The sequence below is a fragment of the Aurantiacibacter atlanticus genome (genome assembly GCF_001077815.2).
Classification (GTDB): domain Bacteria; phylum Pseudomonadota; class Alphaproteobacteria; order Sphingomonadales; family Sphingomonadaceae; genus Alteraurantiacibacter; species Alteraurantiacibacter atlanticus.
Map to the genome: position 1 here is coordinate 2318220 of NZ_CP011310.1, position 18801 is coordinate 2337020.

Annotated in this window: 14 protein-coding genes and 1 tRNA gene; 12 read left to right on the forward strand and 3 right to left on the reverse strand. The window is 58.9% G+C overall.

Annotation, left to right across the window (positions count from 1 at the left end; all coding sequences use genetic code 11):
- The first annotated feature begins 15 nt into the window (after nucleotides 1-15).
- Both CP97_RS11230 and CP97_RS11235 read left to right on the forward strand, forming a co-directional pair.
- Nucleotides 16-909, forward strand: a complete 894-nt coding sequence (locus CP97_RS11230) for an acyl-CoA thioesterase (RefSeq protein WP_048886017.1) — start codon at nucleotides 16-18, stop codon at nucleotides 907-909.
- A gap of 31 nt (nucleotides 910-940) precedes the next feature.
- The gene (locus CP97_RS11235; RefSeq protein ID WP_063612427.1) at nucleotides 941-2521 is read left to right on the forward strand and encodes a serine hydrolase; all 1581 of its coding nucleotides are present in this window, start codon (nucleotides 941-943) and stop codon (nucleotides 2519-2521) included.
- Between the two features lie 16 nt (nucleotides 2522-2537).
- On the opposite strand, the gene CP97_RS11240 is transcribed toward CP97_RS11235, so the two are convergent.
- Both CP97_RS11240 and uvrC read right to left on the reverse strand, forming a co-directional pair.
- Nucleotides 2538-3350: a universal stress protein gene (locus tag CP97_RS11240; RefSeq protein WP_048886019.1), complete on the reverse strand. Its 813-nt coding sequence runs from the start codon at nucleotides 3348-3350 to the stop codon at nucleotides 2538-2540.
- Nucleotides 3351-3414: 64 nt separating this feature from the next.
- Nucleotides 3415-5358, reverse strand: a complete 1944-nt coding sequence (gene uvrC, locus CP97_RS11245; RefSeq protein WP_174539165.1) for an excinuclease ABC subunit UvrC — start codon at nucleotides 5356-5358, stop codon at nucleotides 3415-3417.
- Between the two features lie 99 nt (nucleotides 5359-5457).
- On the opposite strand from uvrC, the gene CP97_RS11250 reads away from it, so the two are divergent.
- Both CP97_RS11250 and CP97_RS11255 read left to right on the forward strand, forming a co-directional pair.
- The gene (locus CP97_RS11250) at nucleotides 5458-6741 is read left to right on the forward strand and encodes an APC family permease (RefSeq protein ID WP_048886960.1); all 1284 of its coding nucleotides are present in this window, start codon (nucleotides 5458-5460) and stop codon (nucleotides 6739-6741) included.
- Complete coding sequence (locus tag CP97_RS11255; RefSeq protein ID WP_048886020.1) at nucleotides 6742-7935, forward strand: BaiN/RdsA family NAD(P)/FAD-dependent oxidoreductase; 1194 nt, start codon at nucleotides 6742-6744, stop codon at nucleotides 7933-7935. It abuts the gene before it with no gap.
- Nucleotides 7936-7956: 21 nt separating this feature from the next.
- Here CP97_RS11255 and CP97_RS11260 read toward each other — a convergent pair whose 3' ends face one another.
- Nucleotides 7957-10839: a TonB-dependent receptor gene (locus tag CP97_RS11260; RefSeq protein WP_082863808.1), complete on the reverse strand. Its 2883-nt coding sequence runs from the start codon at nucleotides 10837-10839 to the stop codon at nucleotides 7957-7959.
- A gap of 223 nt (nucleotides 10840-11062) precedes the next feature.
- Here CP97_RS11260 and infA point away from each other — a divergent pair, with 223 nt between their 5' ends.
- The 8 genes from infA (at nucleotide 11063) to CP97_RS11300 (ending at nucleotide 18743) form a co-directional block, all read left to right on the forward strand.
- On the forward strand, nucleotides 11063-11314 hold the full coding sequence (infA, locus tag CP97_RS11265; protein ID WP_048886022.1) for a translation initiation factor IF-1: 252 nt from the start codon (nucleotides 11063-11065) through the stop codon (nucleotides 11312-11314).
- An 11-nt stretch (nucleotides 11315-11325) separates the two neighbouring features.
- A complete protein-coding gene (locus CP97_RS11270) occupies nucleotides 11326-11907 on the forward strand; it encodes a Maf family protein (protein WP_048886023.1) in 582 nt (193 codons plus the stop codon).
- Entirely contained in the window at nucleotides 11900-12877 is a 978-nt protein-coding gene (locus tag CP97_RS11275) for a ribonuclease E/G (RefSeq protein ID WP_048886024.1), read from the forward strand. Before CP97_RS11270 ends, CP97_RS11275 begins: the two co-directional genes overlap by 8 nt.
- Complete coding sequence (locus tag CP97_RS11280; RefSeq protein WP_048886025.1) at nucleotides 12874-13050, forward strand: DNA gyrase inhibitor YacG; 177 nt, start codon at nucleotides 12874-12876, stop codon at nucleotides 13048-13050. The genes CP97_RS11275 and CP97_RS11280 overlap by 4 nt, the downstream gene beginning before the upstream one ends.
- 90 nt (nucleotides 13051-13140) lie before the next feature.
- Nucleotides 13141-13215: transfer RNA gene (locus CP97_RS11285), tRNA-Phe, on the forward strand.
- A 118-nt stretch (nucleotides 13216-13333) separates the two neighbouring features.
- Nucleotides 13334-14602, forward strand: coding sequence for a cation:proton antiporter (locus CP97_RS11290; RefSeq protein WP_048886026.1), 1269 nt, complete (start codon nucleotides 13334-13336; stop codon nucleotides 14600-14602).
- A gap of 265 nt (nucleotides 14603-14867) precedes the next feature.
- Nucleotides 14868-15677, forward strand: coding sequence for a phosphoribosylaminoimidazolesuccinocarboxamide synthase (purC, locus tag CP97_RS11295; protein WP_048886027.1), 810 nt, complete (start codon nucleotides 14868-14870; stop codon nucleotides 15675-15677).
- Between the two features lie 189 nt (nucleotides 15678-15866).
- Complete coding sequence (locus CP97_RS11300; RefSeq protein ID WP_048886028.1) at nucleotides 15867-18743, forward strand: M16 family metallopeptidase; 2877 nt, start codon at nucleotides 15867-15869, stop codon at nucleotides 18741-18743.
- Nucleotides 18744-18801 lie beyond the last annotated feature (58 nt).

Sequence of the window (18801 nt, forward strand, 5' to 3'; positions counted from 1 at the left end):
GCATGGGAAACATTGATGGATGCCTTTCCCGAAAAAAAACCGACGCCCGAAAGGATTGTCGCCGATCTCGTCTTTCTCCTCGATCTGGAGGCCACCGGTCCGGATATTTTCATCGGCCGAAGACGGCCTGACGGAACCGGACGTGTGTTTGGCGGGCAAGCCATTGCGCAGGCACTTGGCGCAGCCAGCCGCACTGTAGACCAGGATCGCCCTGTCCATTCGCTTCACGCTTATTTCCTGCGTTCGGGCAGCGATGAATTGCCTATCGAATATCGCGTAAAACGTGATCTGGACGGGCGCAGCTTTTCCAATCGCCGCGTTGTGGCCAGCCAGCAGGGCAAGCCTATCCTCAATTTTGTCGCGTCTTTCCAGAAGGTGGTGGAAGGTCCGGGCCACCAACATCCCGCGATGCCCGATGTTCTACCGCCAGAGGACTTGGTGCCAGATGCCGTAATTCGCCGCGAAATGGCCGAGGCCTTGCCAGAAGGACGGATCAAGCAATTTCTGGAACGACCCCTTCCAGTGGATTTTCGATCAGTAGAACCGCGCGACTGGCAATCTCCGCAGTCACGCGAGCCGGTCAGCAACGTGTGGTTTCGCACAATTTCCCCATTGCCAACCGATCTGGCAGTGCATCGCGCGGTCTTGGCCTATGTTTCGGATTTCCAGCTCCTCGCAACGGCAATCCAGCCATCCGGGAAGGCGTTACATCAGGGGAAGGTCAAAGGGGCCAGCCTCGATCACGCAGTATGGTTTCACGAGGATTTCTCGCTCGACGAATGGCTCCTCTTTCGCACTGACAGCCCGTGGTCCGGCCACGCAAGGGGCTTTTCCCGAGGTGAAATTTTTTCACGCGATGGGCGTTTGGTGGCAAGTGTTACGCAGGAAGGTATGTTGCGGCACCTTTGACACCGGATCTCAAATGGGAAATTCGCGCGGGATGAAAGTTCTGGCAAGTTTGATCGCTTTGACGCTGGCCGCCATATCTCCGGCTGCACAGGCACAGGACGTCGCTGCTGTCGCGCCAGTCAGCCGGCCCGCGCTCGATTACGAAGCGGAATTGCAGCGAACCCTTGAAGGTTACGATTCCACCGGCATGGTCGCTTCGGTGCTGATCGATGGCGAAATGGTGTATCTCGGCGCATTGGGCACAGCAGAAGAAGGCAGCAACCGCCCTGTCACCACCGACATGGCCTTTCCCATCGCGTCAATCTCAAAGGCTTTCACCACTACAGCGCTCGCAATCCTTGTGGATCGCGGCAAGGTCGATTGGGATGCGCCTGTGCGCCGCTACATTCCCGAATTTGCAATGTATGATCCGTGGGTGAGCGAACATTTCACCGTGCGCGATGCGCTCACGCACCGATCCGGCCTTCCGCTCGGCGCAGGCGATTTGCTCATCTGGCCCGATGGCAATGCAGCCCCGGCAGACGTAATCGCCGCCCTGCCGCATTTGCGCCCATCCACCGGATTTCGGGACGGCTACGCCTACGACAATCTGCTCTACATCGTCGCGGGTGAAATTGTGGAGCGGGTTTCCGGAGATAGCTGGGCCGATTTCGTCACCGATGAACTGCTTGTTCCCATCGGCCTGACGGGATGCGCTGCTCAGATGGACCGTATTCCTGAAGGAATGTCGGTTGTGACAGGGCATGAACGCGCCGCCAACGCAGACGCCGGCGTGCCGGTGGACGAACGGCTGCAATTCTCTCCCACATGGTCTGCGGCTGGCGGCATTTTCTGCACCGCAGGCGACATGATGACCTGGGCCAAATTCTGGTTGGATGACGGGGTTACACAAAGGAGCGAGCGCCTGCTCAGCGAAGCGCAGCTGGCAGAAGTCTGGACAGGGGTGACGCCAGTGTCAGCTCCCGGCTTTCTGAAGGCCAGCGGCTCAAGCCACCTCGCGCTCTATTCGCTGGGCTGGTTCGTGCAGGATTACGAGGGAACATTGATGGTGCGCCATTCAGGCGGCGCGCCGGGCGTGGTCAGCAATCTGATTCTGCTGCCCGAAAAAGGTATCGCGATTTTCGCATCGTCGAATGATTACCGACCGGCAGCACACAGCTTCACTTATCACATTGCCAACGCGCTTATTGCAGATGAGAAGCGTGATCTGATTGCGGATCTGGGCGCAGCTTTCAGGTCGGCAGAGCAAAACGGAGAAGTCCTGATCGCCGACATGGTGCAGGCGCCCGGTGCCCCCAGCGCGCCTGACCTTGCGCTTCCCGCCTATGCTGGCACCTATCGGGATGCCTGGTATGGGGATGTCCATATTAGTCAGGACGCTGATGGGCTATTTATCGATATGAGCCGTTCGGAAATTCTGGATGGCGCATTGACGCATTTTTCCGGCAATCGCTTTGCCGCTTTCTGGCCCGATTCATCGTTGAAGGCTGATGCCTATGTCGATTTTTTGGTGGAAGATGGCGCGGTGACCGGCCTGACAATGCAGGCAATCTCCGACCTCACCGATTTCTCCTATGATTTCCATGACTTGCAATTGCAGCGCGTAAACTGACGGGCTGCTGGCATGCTCAGTGCGCCAGTAGCACGGGCACTTGGGGATCGGTCAGTACAGTGCGGGTGACACCGCCGAAGAGCGTTTCGAACAAGCGAGGCACGCCATAGGCGCCCATCACCATGAAATGTGCTTCACGCGCTTGCGCCTCATCACGCAAAAGGGCGCCAACATTGCGCCCGTCCCTTGCGATCTCCGCAATCTCGCAATCGATATCGTGCCGGTTGAGGAAGCGGGCGGCTGCCGTCGGCGGCAACAATCCTTCTTCCTGTTCGTCTGTTTCCGCGACCTGGATGAGCGTGACCGCGCTGGCCGCCTGCAACAGGGGCACAGCTGCGCGCAAGGCGCGCGATGCCTCTTGCGATCCGTTCCAGCAGACCACTGCCGCACCGCCGGGATCTATTCCGCGCGCCTTATCCGGCACCACCAGTATCGGCGTCCGGCATTGCATTGCCAGCATTCCCGCCAGTTTTGATGCGCTCTTGCTGTCATCGCTATTGCCCGCGCCAAGTATCGCCAGATCGCTCAGCGCCGCATGTTCGAGAATCTGTGACGAAGCCAAGCCAAATTCCGCGGCCCAGTCCCATGCGACATCCTCGCCTGTCAGCCGTGCTTCGATACGAATGCGAAATTCATCTGCGGCGACCTTGGCAGAGGGCGAGAGTTCGGCAGCAGTCATGCCATAGGGATCAATCGGCATCACCATAGTGAAAGGTATGGTGTGCAGTAATGTGAGATGGCTTTTAAATGCGCGCGCCAGATCAAGAGCGACCTGCAACCGTGCATCGAAGGCCGGTTCATCGTGAACATGAAGCAATAGTGATCGCATGACATTCCTCCTGCACCACCTATGCGCGCACCATATCACAAACACCTTGATCTGCGTCAAAATGTTAGCGCGCGTGGTAGAAATCGTAGATTTTCTGCGCGCCGCTCTCACTGATGCCCGGCACGCGTTTCAAATCGGCCAGCGCGGCTGCACGCACCTTGCTGGCGGTGCCGAAATGCAGCAGCAATGCGCGTTTTCGCGCTGGACCGATGCCAGGGATTTCGTCCAGCGGAGATGCCGTGATGGCGCGGCTGCGCTTGGCTCGGTGTGCGCCAATGACAAAGCGGTGCGATTCGTCACGCAGGCGCTGCATGTAGAATAATACCGGCGAATTCGTTGGCAGCGTCTTTTCACGTCCATCGGGAAAGTGGAATACTTCGCGCCCTTCGCGCCCGTGATGCGGGCCCTTGGCAATCGCGATCAGCGGCACGTCCTCTATGCCCAATTCCTCCAGCGTGTCGCGCACGGCGCTCATTTGCCCCTTGCCGCCGTCAATCAGCACAAGATCAGGCCACACGCCCGCCTTCTCCCTGTCCGGATCTTCCTTCATGGCACGGGAAAAGCGGCGTTCCAGCACTTCGCGCATCATGCCGAAATCGTCATTGGTCTGCGCGCTCTTGATATTGAACTTGCGATATTGGTTCTTGATGAAGCCTTCTGGCCCCACCACCACCATTGCGCCAACTGCCTTGCTGCCCTGAATGTGGCTGTTGTCATAAATCTCGATCCGCGCGGGCACCTCCGGTAATTCGAGGAATTCAGTCAATTCGCGCATGACCTTTGCCTGTGTACCGCTTTCAGCCAGTCGCCTGTCCAGCGCTTCCGTTGCATTGCGGCTGGCCTGCTTCATCAGGCGGCGCCTTTCGCCGCGCTGCGGGATGGAAATGCTGACCTTGCGCCCCGCCAGCTTTGCAAAAGCTTCTTCAAGCAGCGCCTGTTCAGGCAATTCGCGATCGACGAGGATATGCGGCGGCGGCGGCACCTCTTCATAAAACTGCGCAAGCACGCGCGCCAGCACTTCGGCGTCTTCCACATCCTGCACATGACTGGGAAAAAACGCGCGATGACCCCAGTTCTGCCCCCCGCGCACGAAAAAGCCCTGGATGCCGACATGGCCGCCCTTGGCCGACAGGGCAAAAACATCGGCATCGCCTACCCCTTCGGCATTGACGGCCTGCGATCCCTGAATGAAAGTCGCGGCCCGCAGCCTGTCACGCAGCAGCGCTGCAGTTTCGAAGTCAAGCGCTTCGGCCGCTTGCGCCATCTGCTGTTCTATCTGCGCCTGCACAGCGCCCGATTTGCCGCCAAGGAAATCCTTCGCTTCGCGGATCAGCCGATCATAGCCTTCCTTGTCGATCCGCCCGACACATGGCGCACTGCACCGCTTGATCTGATACAGGAGGCACGGTCGATCCCGACGTGCAAAAAAGCTGTCTGTGCAAGACCTTAGGAGGAATAGTTTCTGCAGCGCATTGATCGTCGTATTGACTGATCCCGCGCTGGCGAAGGGGCCATAATATGCGCCCTTAGCCTTGCGCGCTCCGCGATGCTTCATGATGCGCGGAAAATCGTGGCTTTCGCGCAGATGGATGAAAGGGAAACTCTTATCATCGCGCAACAACACATTGTAAGGCGGGCGAAATCTCTTGATGAACTGCGCTTCCAGCAGCAGCGCTTCGGCCTCTGAATTGGTGGTCACGATTTCCATGCCACGCGTCTGCGAAACCATGCGCTGAAGGCGGTTCGTCAGCCCCTTGATCTGCGTGTAATTGGCCACCCGCGCCTTCAGGCTACGCGCCTTGCCGACATATAGCACATCGCCGCGCGCATCGATCATGCGGTAAACGCCAGGCTTGGGCTTCAGCGTTTTGACCACTTCGCGGATTGCAGTGATGCCACCGTCCAGATCAGGCTGCGCATTGCCCTTTACCGTATAGGCTGCGCGTTCTTCATTGAAACGCTCCTTGCCCCGTGGATCGGGCGGAGAACCTGCTTTGCTGCGCGACATCAGCCACGAGATAGGAGGTGATAGATCAATTGGCAAAGCTTGCGCTGGCGCGTCCCACAGGGCAGCGTGCTGCTTTCCATTGAACGGGCAGGAAATTTCATGAACCCAGCGGATAAGCTGCCGCGCACGGTAGGTTTTTGGGGCACGGCGCTGTTTCCCGTGAATGGCATGATCGGTTCTGGCATTTTCGCCATGCCGGCCATTCTGGTAGCCGCGGTTGGAAATTTCGCCCCGTGGATGATGCTGCTGGGCGCATTGATCATTCTGCCGCTGGCATGGGTATTTGCGGCCCTGGCCATGCGGTTCGATGGTCACGGCGGGCCAGTGCTGTATGCCAACGCCGCTTTCGGGAAATTTGCCGGCTTTCAATCGGGCTGGATGCGTTACGCTTCAGCCGTAGTGGCCGTGGCGGCAAATGCGCATGTCGCCATCGCTTATCTGGCGGTCTTGTTTCCTGCTCTTGAAGATCCCTTTCTGCGCTCTGTCGCCACGATCGCGTTCATCGCCTTTGTAACCGTGATCAATCTGGTGGGAATGCGCGCATCGGTTCGCGTCCTTGGGACAATGACGATAATCAAGCTTGCGCCGCTTGTCGTGTTGACCATCGTCGGCCTGCTTACCCATGACCCCGCAGTGGGCCTAACCCTTCCTCAATTCACTGATTTTGAAAGCGTCGTTCTGCTGACATTCTATGCGTATATGGCGTTTGAGAATGCGAATTTTCCGGCTGGTGAATTGCGCAACCCGCGCCGCACCATTCCGCTCGCCTTGATGACTACGCTGGCAGCAGTCGCGCTTTTCTACATGTTGGTCATTTGGGCATATCTGGCAATCGCGCCCGATGCAGGTGGCGGTGAGAGCGCGCTGGCTGCTGCCGCCGGAGAGATTGCCGGACAAGCGGGCGTGGTGGTGATTTCGCTGGCTGCGGCCTTCTCTGTTGCGGCAAATACACTCAATGGCGGGATCGTCGTGCCACGCATGACCTATGGCATGGCAGAACAAGGGACACTTCCTGCCGTTTTTGCCCACGTGTCACCACGCTTTCAGACGCCAGACGTTTCGATCCTTTTTTACGGTGGTATTGCCATTCTTTTCAGCTTCTGGGGCGGGTTTGCTGCACTGGCGGTGGCCAGCACGCTGTCCCGACTGGTCACCTATCTGCTTTCTGCACTGGCCTTGCCCGTGCTGGAACGAAGGGATGGCGATCAAACGCCATGGTGGCATCTGGTTATCGCATTACTGGCAGCTGTCGCCACCCTGTGGGTTGCCAGTCATGCAAGCGCAAAGGCGTTCCAGATGCTCGGCCTGATTTTCGCGGTTGGCACCATCCTGTTCTTCTTCGCTGCGCACCCGCGGCGGTACCCTTTCAGCAGCGAGGCTTGATTGTCTGACACTTACGATGCGATAATTCTTGGCGGCGGGGCAGCCGGCCTGTTTTGCGCAGCATTGGCCGCGCAGCGCGGGCGGCGCGTGCTGGTGCTCGAAAGCAGTGAGAAGGTCGGCAAGAAGATACTCATCTCTGGCGGCGGACGGTGCAATTTCACCAATATCAACGCTGGCCCTGCAAATTATCTGTCGGCCAATCCGCATTTCGTAAAATCGGCGCTCAGCCGCTATACGCCGCGCGATTTCCTCGGCCTGGTGGAGAAGCATTCCATCGCCTGGCATGAAAAGACGCTTGGCCAGCTATTCTGCGATAGTTCGGCACGGCAGATCGTCGATATGCTGCTGGAGGAATGTGCCGCTGGCCCGGGCAAGGTGACGATCCGCAACAATGAACATGTCGCCAGTGTCGAGCATACGGGCGGAAGCTATCGGGTCACAACGCAATATGGCAGCTTTGACGCCCCTGCCCTCGTTATCGCAACCGGCGGACCATCCATCCCCAAAATGGGAGCGAGCGATTTTGCTTATCGGCTGGTACGGCAGTTCGGCCTCAAGATAGTGGAGCCGCGGCCTGCACTGGTCCCGCTGACGCTGGGCGGCGAAGAAGTGCTGTTCCGTGAACTGTCAGGCGTTGCAGCCGATGTCGAGGCAGCGGCAGGCAAAACACGCTTTCGCGAAGCTGCCCTATTCACCCACCGCGGCTTGTCTGGACCTGCAATCCTGCAAATTTCGAGCTATTGGAAAGCCGGGGACCCCCTTGCCATCAATTTCCTGCCAGATCGCGAGCCCGGCTGGCTGATCGATGCCAAGCGCGCAACGCCCGCGCTGCACCTGCGCACAATCATCCGCGAAGCTCTGCCTGACAGGCTGGCCGATGAGCTTTGCGAGCAGCTTCACAAAGATCAGGGCGCGTCAGGCGATCTTGGCAATTTGCCGGACAAGGCCTTGCGCAACGCGGGGGAGCGATTGTCCAACTGGCGCTTCCATCCCAATGGCAGCGAAGGTTTTGCCAAGGCCGAAGTTACCGCAGGCGGCATTTCGACAGCGGAGCTATCGTCAAAAACGATGGAGGCCAAAATGGTCCCCGGCCTGTTCGTGATCGGCGAGGCGGTGGATGTGACCGGCTGGCTCGGCGGATACAATTTCCAATGGGCGTGGGCCAGCGCCCATGCCGCTGCACAGGCGCTGTAACCCGGTTCCGTCTGGCAATTGTCAGAACAGCTTGCGGAATTCGATTTCGAAGGAACGCCCGGTCGGATCAATCAGGAACGGCTGGTAGCGCAGCGGCGTATCCCCATTGCTATCCGTCACGCGCTGGCGGGTATCGAAAATGTTGTCGATATCGAAACCTATTCGCGTGTTTTCGAAAAAGGGCGCCGCTGCCACCAGCTTATCGCGCTTTCCAAGATCGATGAAGCTGCGGATATTGACCGTAGCATAATTGTGGAACATCAAATCGGTGCTGCCGGGCAGACCCGATCCCGCGATATTGGATTCTCCGGTATAGCGAGCGAACAGCAGCAAGCCGTAGCCATCGTAAAATACGCCGCTGCGCCAATTTATCGAATGGCGCGGTTGGCCGCCGCCTGACAGGGCATCTCCTTCAAGCAGGTCGAGTCGGTCGATACCCGGTGCAATCAGCACGCTGTTTTCCAGCTCAAGCTCATATTGGACATTCAGGAACCAGCGACCTGTCGGTGGACCGTCACTGCCCCCTGACAAGCGGGCCAAGCCACGGCCGCCCCCGCCACGTTGGCCGCCCCCGCCCTGCCTGTCACCGCGAGCCTGTGCTCCTGCACCCGGAGCGCGCTCGCCTGGACCTCTGGCCAATTGCGCAGGATCGGAACTACAAATGCGCTCGCGCATCGTGGCAAAACGTTCAGGATCGATCTTCCCATCCTCACCGGTCAGCCGCTGGAGCATCCTGCCCGGAATGCTGAGCGGCTCGCCGTCCGGACCAGTCGGCGCAGCTTCGCCATTGGCCTCGGCGCGCAATGCGGCATTGAACTGCGCCAGCAATGCATCGGGTTCGGATTCGCAGAACTGGGCGCGCATTGCGGCAAGGCGTTCAGGATCGCGCGCGCCAGCCGGTCTGCCGGACTGGTCACCGCCTTGTCTGCCAGCAGAAGCCGCATCGCCTCCGCCACGTCCCTGCCTGCCCCCAGTCGCTTCCTCACCGCCACCAAATTGCCCGTTGAGATTGAGACCAAAGCGCAGGCGTTCGACATCCTGCTCCGCAAAGGTCACGAATCGTTGATCGAGTTGGGTCAGCTGGCCGTTCGTGTCACGCTCTATGCGGTCGGGAAATGCCGCCTCGATTGCGGACGTCAAAACCGGGAAGCCGTCTGTCACATTTTCAGAATGGTTGTTGAAATATTCGATCTGGAAGCTGCCGCGATCGATGAAGGGCAATTCCCAATTAAGACCCAGCTTCCAATCATTTTGCGATTGTGCGGGCAAATCCGGATTGCCGCCGGTGATGACCGTGGCGAGCACGGTTTCATTATTCGCAATATCGAAGGTCGCGACATTGGGTGTCACTATCTCGGGGCTGCCCAATTGGCTGAGCGTGGGTGCGCTGTCGCGGGCGATATAGGTCGCACTCAAGGTGATCCCGTCAAACACACCCCAGGTCAGCCCTGCGGACCAATCGAACAAAGTGCCGAAATCGGAAAGCTCGTCGATCCCGCCATTGAGGTTGAGCGTTACATCGCCAATGGCGCCGCCAAATTCATAATCGCGGCTCGTGATCGGTATCGAGACATTTACACCGGTGGAAAACTGGTTGCGCGAAAGATCGGTCAAGACGCCCGGATTGCGCGTGTCGATGCTCTCAATGGCGTTCCAGTCATATCCGGCATCCAGCGTCATCTGCACATCGCCTGCGGGCAGTTCGATGACAGAGCCGCGGGCTGTGGCAAGTGCGCTCAGGCTCCAGCTTTCGCTTTGCGTTTCGTCAAAACCAGCCTCGGCAAATTCGCCCAGATCAGCGTCCAGCGCCAGATCGCCGGCCAGCGCCGCGTCCATCAGAGCCGTGGTGTCGAGCGATAATTGCGTGCGGCTGCGCGTATCGGAATAGGTACCGTCAAGCGTGCCGGTAACCTGCCAGCCTTCAAATCCCGCGTTGAATGTGCTGCCAATTGAATAGCTGTTCGTCCGCCTGTCTACCGCCAGCGGATCAGCGGGGTTAAAGCTGCGCAGGGCAGTATTGCCCGAAGGATCTTCCAGCACGACTGAATCGAGGCCCTGCAAACTGAGGCTGTCATTGCGTTCATAGGTGCCGTTGAGGCTCAACTGATTGCCACTGTCGCCAAGGGCGGTGTTCCAGTTGACTGTGGCCTCCACCCCTGCCGAGTCGCTTACCAGACTGCGGAAATTTGCCGGGTCAGGATCAGTTGCGATGATCGGATGGCTACCGATGGACTGCTCAACGCCGCGCTCGCCCTCTGTCAGACTGCTGGAATTGTCCCATTCCACATTCACATTGAGGCGGCTTGGCCCGTCGATGCGCAGATAGGTGCCTTCGACTTGCTGGGTGGAATAGCCGCCGTCAAAAGGCTGGCCATATTCCAGCTCCAGCTCGCGGCTGGAATATTTGTCCTTGAGGATGATGTTCACCACCCGCTGATCCGGCGAATAGCCGAAGCTTTGCGCCACTTCCTCACTATAGATTTCGGTGCGCTCTATCGCTTCGGGCGGATAGCTGCGCAATTCACGGAAAGAACCAATCCGCACGCCATTCACCAGGATTACCGGCTGACCGGAGGACCCTCTGCCGCGCCCGCTTGAAACCTGCGGGCCCAGCGCCTCTATCAGCTCGGCGATGGAACCGGCGCCATAAGCGGCAATATCTTCCTGATCGAGTTCGAGGATGGGCGGCTGCGGCGCATCCACGCGGCCAATCAGCCGCGCACCATAAACGACGATCTCATTGATATCGTCTTCCGATTGCACAGGGTCAGGCGATGTCTCCGGATCCTGGTCAGCCTGTTGCGCGGCTGCGGGCGCAGATTTTGCCAGAGCGACGGTGGAAAGGGGCGGGCAAACAAGTACTGCGGCAATTGCCGCCAAGCTGGTGGAAATCCTGATATTCACGTCTAATCCTTGAATTGACTTGTCTGGTCCCCACCTATGCCTGGCATATGTGGCAGAGCGCTGCCCGCGGCAAGCGGAGCAAAGTAACAAATTGTCGCAATACAATTGCGGCCATATGAACGAGATGGTTACACGCAAGCGCACTCTTCCCTTTTGCAAGGGAGGCGGCTATGCGCCCCCGACGCCAATATTCACACATCACGCAAAGGACTAGAGAAACTGGATGGCTAAAGAAGAACTCCTCGAAATGCGCGGCAAGGTAGTGGAGCTGCTGCCCAACGCGATGTTCCGGGTAGAGCTCGAAAACGGCCATGAGGTTCTCGGCCACACTGCCGGGCGCATGCGCAAGAACCGTATCCGCGTGCTCGTGGGTGACGAGGTGCTGTGCGAACTGACGCCTTATGATCTGACCAAGGCACGCATCACCTACCGCTTTATGCCGGGACGCAGCGGCCCGCCGGGGTATAACCCTTAATCGGCACGGGCATGGCTTCGACCGGCCCCTCCCTCATTCTTGCATCGGCCAGCCCGCGGCGACGTGAATTGCTCACGCGGCTCGGGGTGACGCCCGATGGCATTACCCCCGCCGATATCGATGAAACGCCAATCAAGGCGGAACTGCCCCGCACCTATGCCATCCGCATGGCGCGCGAAAAGGCGCTGGCCGTCAAAGGTGCCACATCGCATGTGCTGGCTGGCGATACAGTGGTGGCCTGCGGCAGGCGCATCCTGCCCAAGGCAGAAGATGAGTCGACAGCAAGGCGCTGTCTCCAACTCCTTTCGGGAAGGCGGCACCGCGTGTGGTGTGCCATCGCCCTTGCCGGTCCTGATGGTAGCCTGCGCGAAAGGCTGAGCGAGACGCAGCTCAAGTTTAAGCGTCTGACAGAGGGGGAGATCGACGCCTATATCGCCAGCGGGGAATGGCACGGCAAGGCGGGCGGCTATGCGATACAGGGCGCGGCAGAGGCGCTTATTCCCTGGATACAGGGCAGCCACTCCGGCGTGATTGGCCTGCCGCTGTATGAGACGCGCAATGTGCTGAAAGCTGCCGGATTTTCCCTTGGCTGATGCGGCTGCTGACGGCTGGCTTGTAGAGCAGGGCATCGGCGAGGAACGCGCGCTTTTCTATCGGGATGGCAATGTGATGGCTGCACGTCTGCGCTGGCCGGGCGGGCTTGAACCGGGCGCTGTGGTGGAGGGCCTGCTTGTTTCCAGAACGAGAGGATCGACGCGGGGACATGCTGTCTTCCCTAACGGGGAAGAAGCGCTGGTAGACAAATTGCCACGCCATGCAAGCGAAGGGGCCAGGATGCGCTTTGCCGTTACCCGCGCCGCCATGGGAGAGGCGCACCGCATAAAACTGGCTCAGGTGCGGCCAACGCAAGAGCCCGAACGGCCAGCCCCGGCGCTCACGGCCATTCTACCAGGCGCACGCACGATATTTGCATTTGCGCATGGCGATTGGGAGAACATTAGCGACCTCGCATTTGAGGGGACCGTATCCTTTTCCGGCGGATCACTGCATTTTGCACCTACTCCAGCGATGGTCATGGTCGATGTTGACGGACATTTACCTCCGCGCGATCTTGCACTTGCCGCAGTCGAGCCTATTGCACGCGCCATTACGCTGCTGGGCATGGGCGGCATGATCGGTATCGATTTCCCCACGCTTGAGGCGAAGGCCGACCGCAAGACAGTGGATATTGCGCTGGAAGCGGCCCTGGCGGATTTCGATCACGAACGCACTGCGATGAACGGCTTCGGCTTCGTTCAGATCGTCGCCAGATTTGAACGCCCATCGATATTGCACCTATTCCAGCACGATCGCGCCGGAGCAGCAGTGCGCCTGTTGCTGCGCCGTGCTGAAACGCTCACCGGTCCCGGCAGAATCGAACTTGCCGCGCATCCCGCTGTCATGGCGCGCCTGAGCGAAGACTGGCTGGGCAAACTCCGCCAACGGACAGGCAAGGAGCTGTCGATGCGGCCCGACGCCACCCTTGCGCTCGACGCCCCGCATGCCCAGCTTATTCCGCGATGACCAACGCAGCCAAAGCCCGGCCCTGCCCGATTTGCAGGAAGCCCCGTACGCAGGAATTCACGCCCTTTTGCTCCAGCCATTGCCGTGATCGCGACCTCGCGCAGTGGTTTAATGATGGATATGCCCTGCCCGGTGAAGCGGCGCGTCCTGAAGATATCGCGCAGGAAGACTGAACTGAGGTCTTGCCAAGCGGCCTGCGCTTCGCCATAGGCGCGCTTCATTCGCTCACCGGGCACTTCGAAGATGCTCGATGTCGTAGCGATGCCTGGGTAGCTCAGTGGTAGAGCAGACGACTGAAAATCGTCGTGTCGGTGGTTCGACTCCGCCCCCGGGCACCACTCTCTCAATCCGGCCAGATATTTCTTCGTATAGCTGCGGCCTAGAAGAGCCAGCACGCATCTGCTTGTGCTGCGTCACGATGTAGCTTTACGTCGTCAGGCCGTCTAATCCCCAGCCATGCACGAAACATCCGCCGCAATATCGCCCTTCGACATCGCCGCAATGCTGGTGGTCGCTTCTGCCCTGTTTGGGTGGTTCAACCATCACTTCATCAAGCTCCCGCATGTCGTGGGATTGACGGTGATCGGCGCTGCGGCAGCCATTGGCCTGCTGCTGGCCAACAGGTTTATTCCAGGGGTCACGCTCGATGACACTGTTGCGCGGCTGCTGGTGGAGATGAATTTCACCGAAACGCTGCTGCAGGGCATGCTCAGCTTCCTGCTGTTCGCTGGCGCGCTGCATGTTGATCTGGATCGGCTCAAGGCGGATTGGTTGCCGGTCTTGCTGCTTTCGACCGTCGGCGTCATCATTTCCACCGTCGTCGTCGGCGTACTCACATGGGGCGTTGGCCTGCTGATGGGCCTGCCGATAGAACCGATCTGGTATTTTGTCTTCGGCGCTTTGATTTCTCCCACCGATCCGGTCGCGGTGTTGGGCGTGCTCAAGGAAGAGAAGGTAGAGGAAAGCCTGCAATCCAGCGTCGCGGGCGAAAGTCTTTTCAACGATGGTGTGGGTATTGTGGTCTTTACCATCCTGCTGGGCGCCGCGGTGACGGGGCAGGATTTTTCGCTGTCGGAAGGCGTGCGGCTATTTGCGATCGAGGCCGGCGGCGGCCTGCTGATCGGACTGCTATTCGGCTGGCTCGGATTTCGTGCCATGCGCTCGCTGGATGAATATGCGCTGGAAGTGACCATCACGCTGGCTGTGGTGATGGGCGGCTATGCCCTTTGCACCGCACTTCATTTGTCCGGACCTCTGGCGATGGCGGTGGCCGGGCTGATGATCGGCAATCACGGCGTAACCTATGCGATGAGCGCCATGACCCGCGATTATGTCATCAAGTTTTGGGAAGTGCTGGACGAATTGCTCAATTCAGTCCTGTTCCTGCTGATCGGCCTGGAAATGATCGCGCTGGTGCCGGAAGTTGAAGAGTTCTGGCTGTCGCTTGCGGCGATACCCATCACCCTGTTCGCCCGTGCCGCTGCAGTGACCTTGTCCACCCGCGTCGTGCCCGCCGCCAAACCCCAGGCCGATGGCGCCTGGGGCGTCCTGTGGTGGGGCGGACTGCGCGGCGGCATATCCGTCGCGCTCGCTTTGTCCTTGCCGCAAGGGCTGGTTCGCGATCTGCTGCTGGCGGCGACATTTGGCGCTGTGCTATTCAGCGTGTTGGTGCAACGCGCGACCCTGAGCCACTTCATAGAACGGGGGAAGGTTTCGCATGACTGATGTAGGAAAGCCTTGGCTGCCCGTCTAACCGCGCAGATTTATTCTGCCAGGGGCGCAGCAAAGGTTATTTGCAGGAGGTATCCGAAGCACCTGAAGTGCTGGAAAGTCATCTGCAGGCCCAGCGCAATGTCGCCCGATTGCCAGCCTGCATGCTTGGGTGTATAGCGCTAGCGTTCACAACGCCCCGGCCGCGGCAAACCTGGTTTGCCATGCTGGGGCGCTCGTTTTTCTAGCGCCCTTAGCGCTTTGCAATAAGGTTACTGCCATGTCCCGCCGTCGCCAGATCTACGAAGGCAAGGCCAAGATCCTGTATGAAGGCCCCGAACCGGGCACCATCATCCAGTATTTCAAGGATGATGCCACCGCTTTCAACGCTGAAAAGCGCGGCACGATCAACGGCAAGGGCGTGATCAACAACCGCATCAGCGAGCATGTGTTTACCCGCCTTGCTCATATCGGCATCCCCACGCATTTTATCCGCCGTCTCAATATGCGTGAACAATTGGTGCGACAGGTGGATATCATTCCGCTGGAAGTCGTGGTGCGCAATGTCGCGGCCGGCTCTATTTCAAAGCGGCTGGGCATCGAAGAAGGCGAGATGCTGCCGCATACGCTTATCGAATATTACCTCAAGTCGGATGAGCTTGGTGATCCGCTGATTTCCGAAGAGCATATTGCCTGCTTCAACTGGGCCAATCATGAAGAAATGCAGGACATCGCCGCAATGGCGATCCGCATCAATGATTTCATGTCCGGCATGTTTGCCGCAATCGATATCCGGCTGGTGGATTTCAAGCTTGAGTTCGGCCGCATTTACGATGGCGATTTCAGCCGTGTGATCCTTGCTGACGAAATCAGCCCCGACAATTGCCGTCTGTGGGATTTCAACACAGGCGAAAAGCTCGACAAGGACCGGTTCCGCCGCGATCTGGGCGGCGAGGAAGAGGCGTATCAGGAAGTCGCTCGCCGGCTCGGCCTGTTGCAGAAAGAGGACGATGGCTCTCCGGGCGAAGTGCTCGACATGAATGCCCACCGCTCGCGCCTGCGCCAGACATCGCCCAAGCCCAAGAAATAGGCGCCTTCCAAAGGAGCGCAAATCCAGCACCGCTCCGGTCAAGCAATTGTCATAATTCAATGGGATATGGCCGAATGTCGCGCTTGCGCCTTCGGCACTGTCTGTGCATAATCTCTCGTCATCGGGGGAAATGCGGGCGCGCAGCTTCCACTTACTGACGCCGTTCATTGAATTGAGAGGAAAAGCTCCATGACCATCCGCCGTCTTCTTGCCACAACAATCTCGACCACCACCCTTGCCCTGTCGCTCGCGATCTCTGCACCCGCGCTCGCGCAGCAAGGTCCGGCAGAAGGCTGGGGCGTTGAGGCGAGCGACGTGGTGCCCGATCCCTCCATCACCTATGGCACGCTGGAAAACGGCATGAAATATGCCATCCGGTATAATGACACACCCGAAGGCTCAGCCTCCTTCCGGATGCATTTCGATTTCGGATCTTTGGGCGAAGGGGAAGATGAGCGAGGGCTGGCTCACTTCATCGAACACATGGCCTTTAACGGCTCCACCAATGTACCCGAAGGCGAAATGATCCCGCTGCTCGAACGGCTTGGCCTCGCTTTCGGACCGGATACCAATGCCTACACCGGCTTTGATGAGACGGTGTATTTGCTGGATGTGCCTAATGCGAATGAGGAAGGCCTCGATACCGCGCTCTTCTTGCTGCGCGAAACAGCCAGCGAATTGACCTTCACGCCAGAAGCTGTTGACCGGGAACGGGAAATCCTGGTGAATGAGCGCCGCCTGCGCGATACGGCAGGCCTGCGCAATTACCGCGACATGTTTGAATTCCGCATTCCCGGCACACGCTATAACACCCGCTTCCCCATCGGCCTTGACGCGGTGCTGCGCGAAGCGCCGGCAGAACGGCTGCAGGGTCTTTATAACCGCTTCTACCGCCCTGAAAATTCCACGCTGGTGGCAGTAGGCGATTTCGATGTTGCGGAAATGGAAGCGGCTATTCGCGAACGTTTTGGCAATTGGCAGCCCCGCGGCGATGCCGGGGCCATTCCAGCACCGGGATCAGTCGATCTGAGCCGAGAGACAGCGTTCGATACTTTTGTCGATCCCGCCATCGGCTCTAGCGTCGCGATCTATCAGTTGCGGCCCTATACCGATCCGCTGGACACTGTAGAGGAACGCTACAAGGATCAGCTCAAGAGCCTGGCCGAGACCATGTTCGACAGGCGCATTACCCGCATCGCCAATCGTGAAAACAGCCCGATCCTGGGCGGTGGTTTTGGCACGGCCAGCGATGAAGGCGTGGCCGATTATTCAGCTGTCAGCATCAGCACGCGCGACGGGACATGGGCCAAAGGCCTTGCCATCGCGGAACAGGAATTGCGGCGGGCGCTGGAATATGGCTTCACCCCATCCGAACTCGATTACGCGCTGACCACTATTGAAAGCGCGTTGCAACGCGGCGCCGCGCAGGCAGAGGCGCGCAATAACCGCCAATTGGCCATGGCCATCGTCAATGTCGCGGCAGAAAACGACTTCGTAACCGATCCGGCATACCGGCTGGAAATGTTCCAGCAGATGCGTCCGCAATTGACCCTTGATGCCGTCAACGCGCGCTTCCGTTATTTGTGGAGCGAAGGCCATCCGCTTGTCCGTGTGACGGCAAAGGAACTGGAAGGCGGGGTGGACGCTGTGGCAGCGGCCTATAATACCAGCACTACGGTCGCGGTGGCAGAGCCGGAAGACGTGGCCATCAGTGTCTTTGCTTATGACAATTGGGGTGACATGCCCGGCACCATCGCCGCCGACACCATGATCGAAGATCTGGGCATTCGCACCGTCACCTTTGCCAATAACGTCCGCCTCAACATCAAGCAGACTGATCTTGAACCCGGCCGCGTGCGCTTTGACGTGCGGATGGACGGCGGTGCCTTTGCGCTTGAAGACGTGCATCCCACTGCAGCAGGCATCTATCTCCAGATCGCATCCCAGGTCGGCGGGCTTGGCCAGCACAGTTTCGATGAAATCACCGAATTGATGGCCGGGAAACAGATCACTTCCGGCATTGGCAATGGTACGGACTATTTCAATTCAGGCGGCGTCACCACGCCTGAAGATCTGGCGACGCAGATGAAGATCAGCGCCGCCTATCTCACCGATCCTGGCATGCGCCCGGAGGCCGACGCGCGATTTGAGGCGGTTATTGACGCGGTCTGGAACCAGATCCTGTCTCAACCTTCGCAGGTATTTGGCCTGCGAGCGGGCGAACAGATCGCCAACAGCCCCTATGTCGCCTTCCCAACCCGCGAAGACCTTGACGCAGTGGACCGTGAGGGCTTGCGCGATTCGCTATTGGCGGCAGCAGCTGACGGAGCGATCGAGATTGGCATCGTGGGCGATATCGACCCCGATGAAGCAATCGCCGCAGTGGCAGCAAGTTTCGGTGCCCTGCCCGCGCGCAATGCGCAATTCACTGAATATGCGGACAAGCGCGTGCTCGAATATGTCGATCTTTCAGGTGATGAGGTGAATGATTACACCCACACCGGACAGGACGATCAGGCATTGATCGGCAGCATCTGGCACACACGCGACGATAGTGATTTCCGCGAGGACATGGGCCTGACCCTGTTGGCCGGTCTTGTGCGACTGAAGGCGCTGGAAACCCTGCGGGAAGAATTGGCCGCAACATACAGCCCTTCTGTCTCGGCATCGACCAGTTCGGACTTTGTCGACTTCGGCACGCTTAGCCTGTCTGCCGTCATCGATCCGGCGCAGACCGACGAGGTGCGCGATATTATCTCACGGCTCGCAGCCGAATTACGCGAAACGCCCGTCAGCGAGGATTTCCTGCTGCGCGCCCGCCAGCCCGTGCTTGAGAGAATTCGTCTGGCCAGAGAAGATAATGGGTTCTGGCTTGACGTTGCATCTACTGCGCAGAGCGAAGCGGACCGGCTAGACCGGGTGCGCCAGCAATCAGAAGTGTTGCGCAGCTTTACACCTGCAGAGCTGCAAGCCTTGGCGCAAACATATCTCGTGCCAGAGCGGCGCGCCGATACGCGCATTCTCGTTGCACCGTCAGAAGATGACGACGCAGCATCTGACGAATAGGTTAGGAAAGGGGTGGCAGGTCTTCAGTCCCGCCACCCCTTTCATCATCAGCTTTCGA

Bases quoted from the DNA above. Each gene is read 5' to 3' on its own strand.
- CP97_RS11230 (WP_048886017.1), top strand. From the start codon at position 16: ATGGATGCCTTTCCCGAAAAAAAACCGACGCCCGAAAGGATTGTCGCC.
- CP97_RS11235 (WP_063612427.1), top strand. From the start codon at position 941: ATGAAAGTTCTGGCAAGTTTGATCGCTTTGACGCTGGCCGCCATATCT.
- CP97_RS11240 (WP_048886019.1), bottom strand. From the start codon at position 3,350: ATGCGATCACTATTGCTTCATGTTCACGATGAACCGGCCTTCGATGCA.
- uvrC (WP_174539165.1), bottom strand. From the start codon at position 5,358: ATGTCGCGCAGCAAAGCAGGTTCTCCGCCCGATCCACGGGGCAAGGAG.
- CP97_RS11250 (WP_048886960.1), top strand. From the start codon at position 5,458: ATGAACCCAGCGGATAAGCTGCCGCGCACGGTAGGTTTTTGGGGCACG.
- infA (WP_048886022.1), top strand. From the start codon at position 11,063: ATGGCTAAAGAAGAACTCCTCGAAATGCGCGGCAAGGTAGTGGAGCTG.
- CP97_RS11270 (WP_048886023.1), top strand. From the start codon at position 11,326: ATGGCTTCGACCGGCCCCTCCCTCATTCTTGCATCGGCCAGCCCGCGG.
- CP97_RS11280 (WP_048886025.1), top strand. From the start codon at position 12,874: ATGACCAACGCAGCCAAAGCCCGGCCCTGCCCGATTTGCAGGAAGCCC.
- CP97_RS11290 (WP_048886026.1), top strand. From the start codon at position 13,334: ATGCACGAAACATCCGCCGCAATATCGCCCTTCGACATCGCCGCAATG.
- purC (WP_048886027.1), top strand. From the start codon at position 14,868: ATGTCCCGCCGTCGCCAGATCTACGAAGGCAAGGCCAAGATCCTGTAT.
- CP97_RS11300 (WP_048886028.1), top strand. From the start codon at position 15,867: ATGACCATCCGCCGTCTTCTTGCCACAACAATCTCGACCACCACCCTT.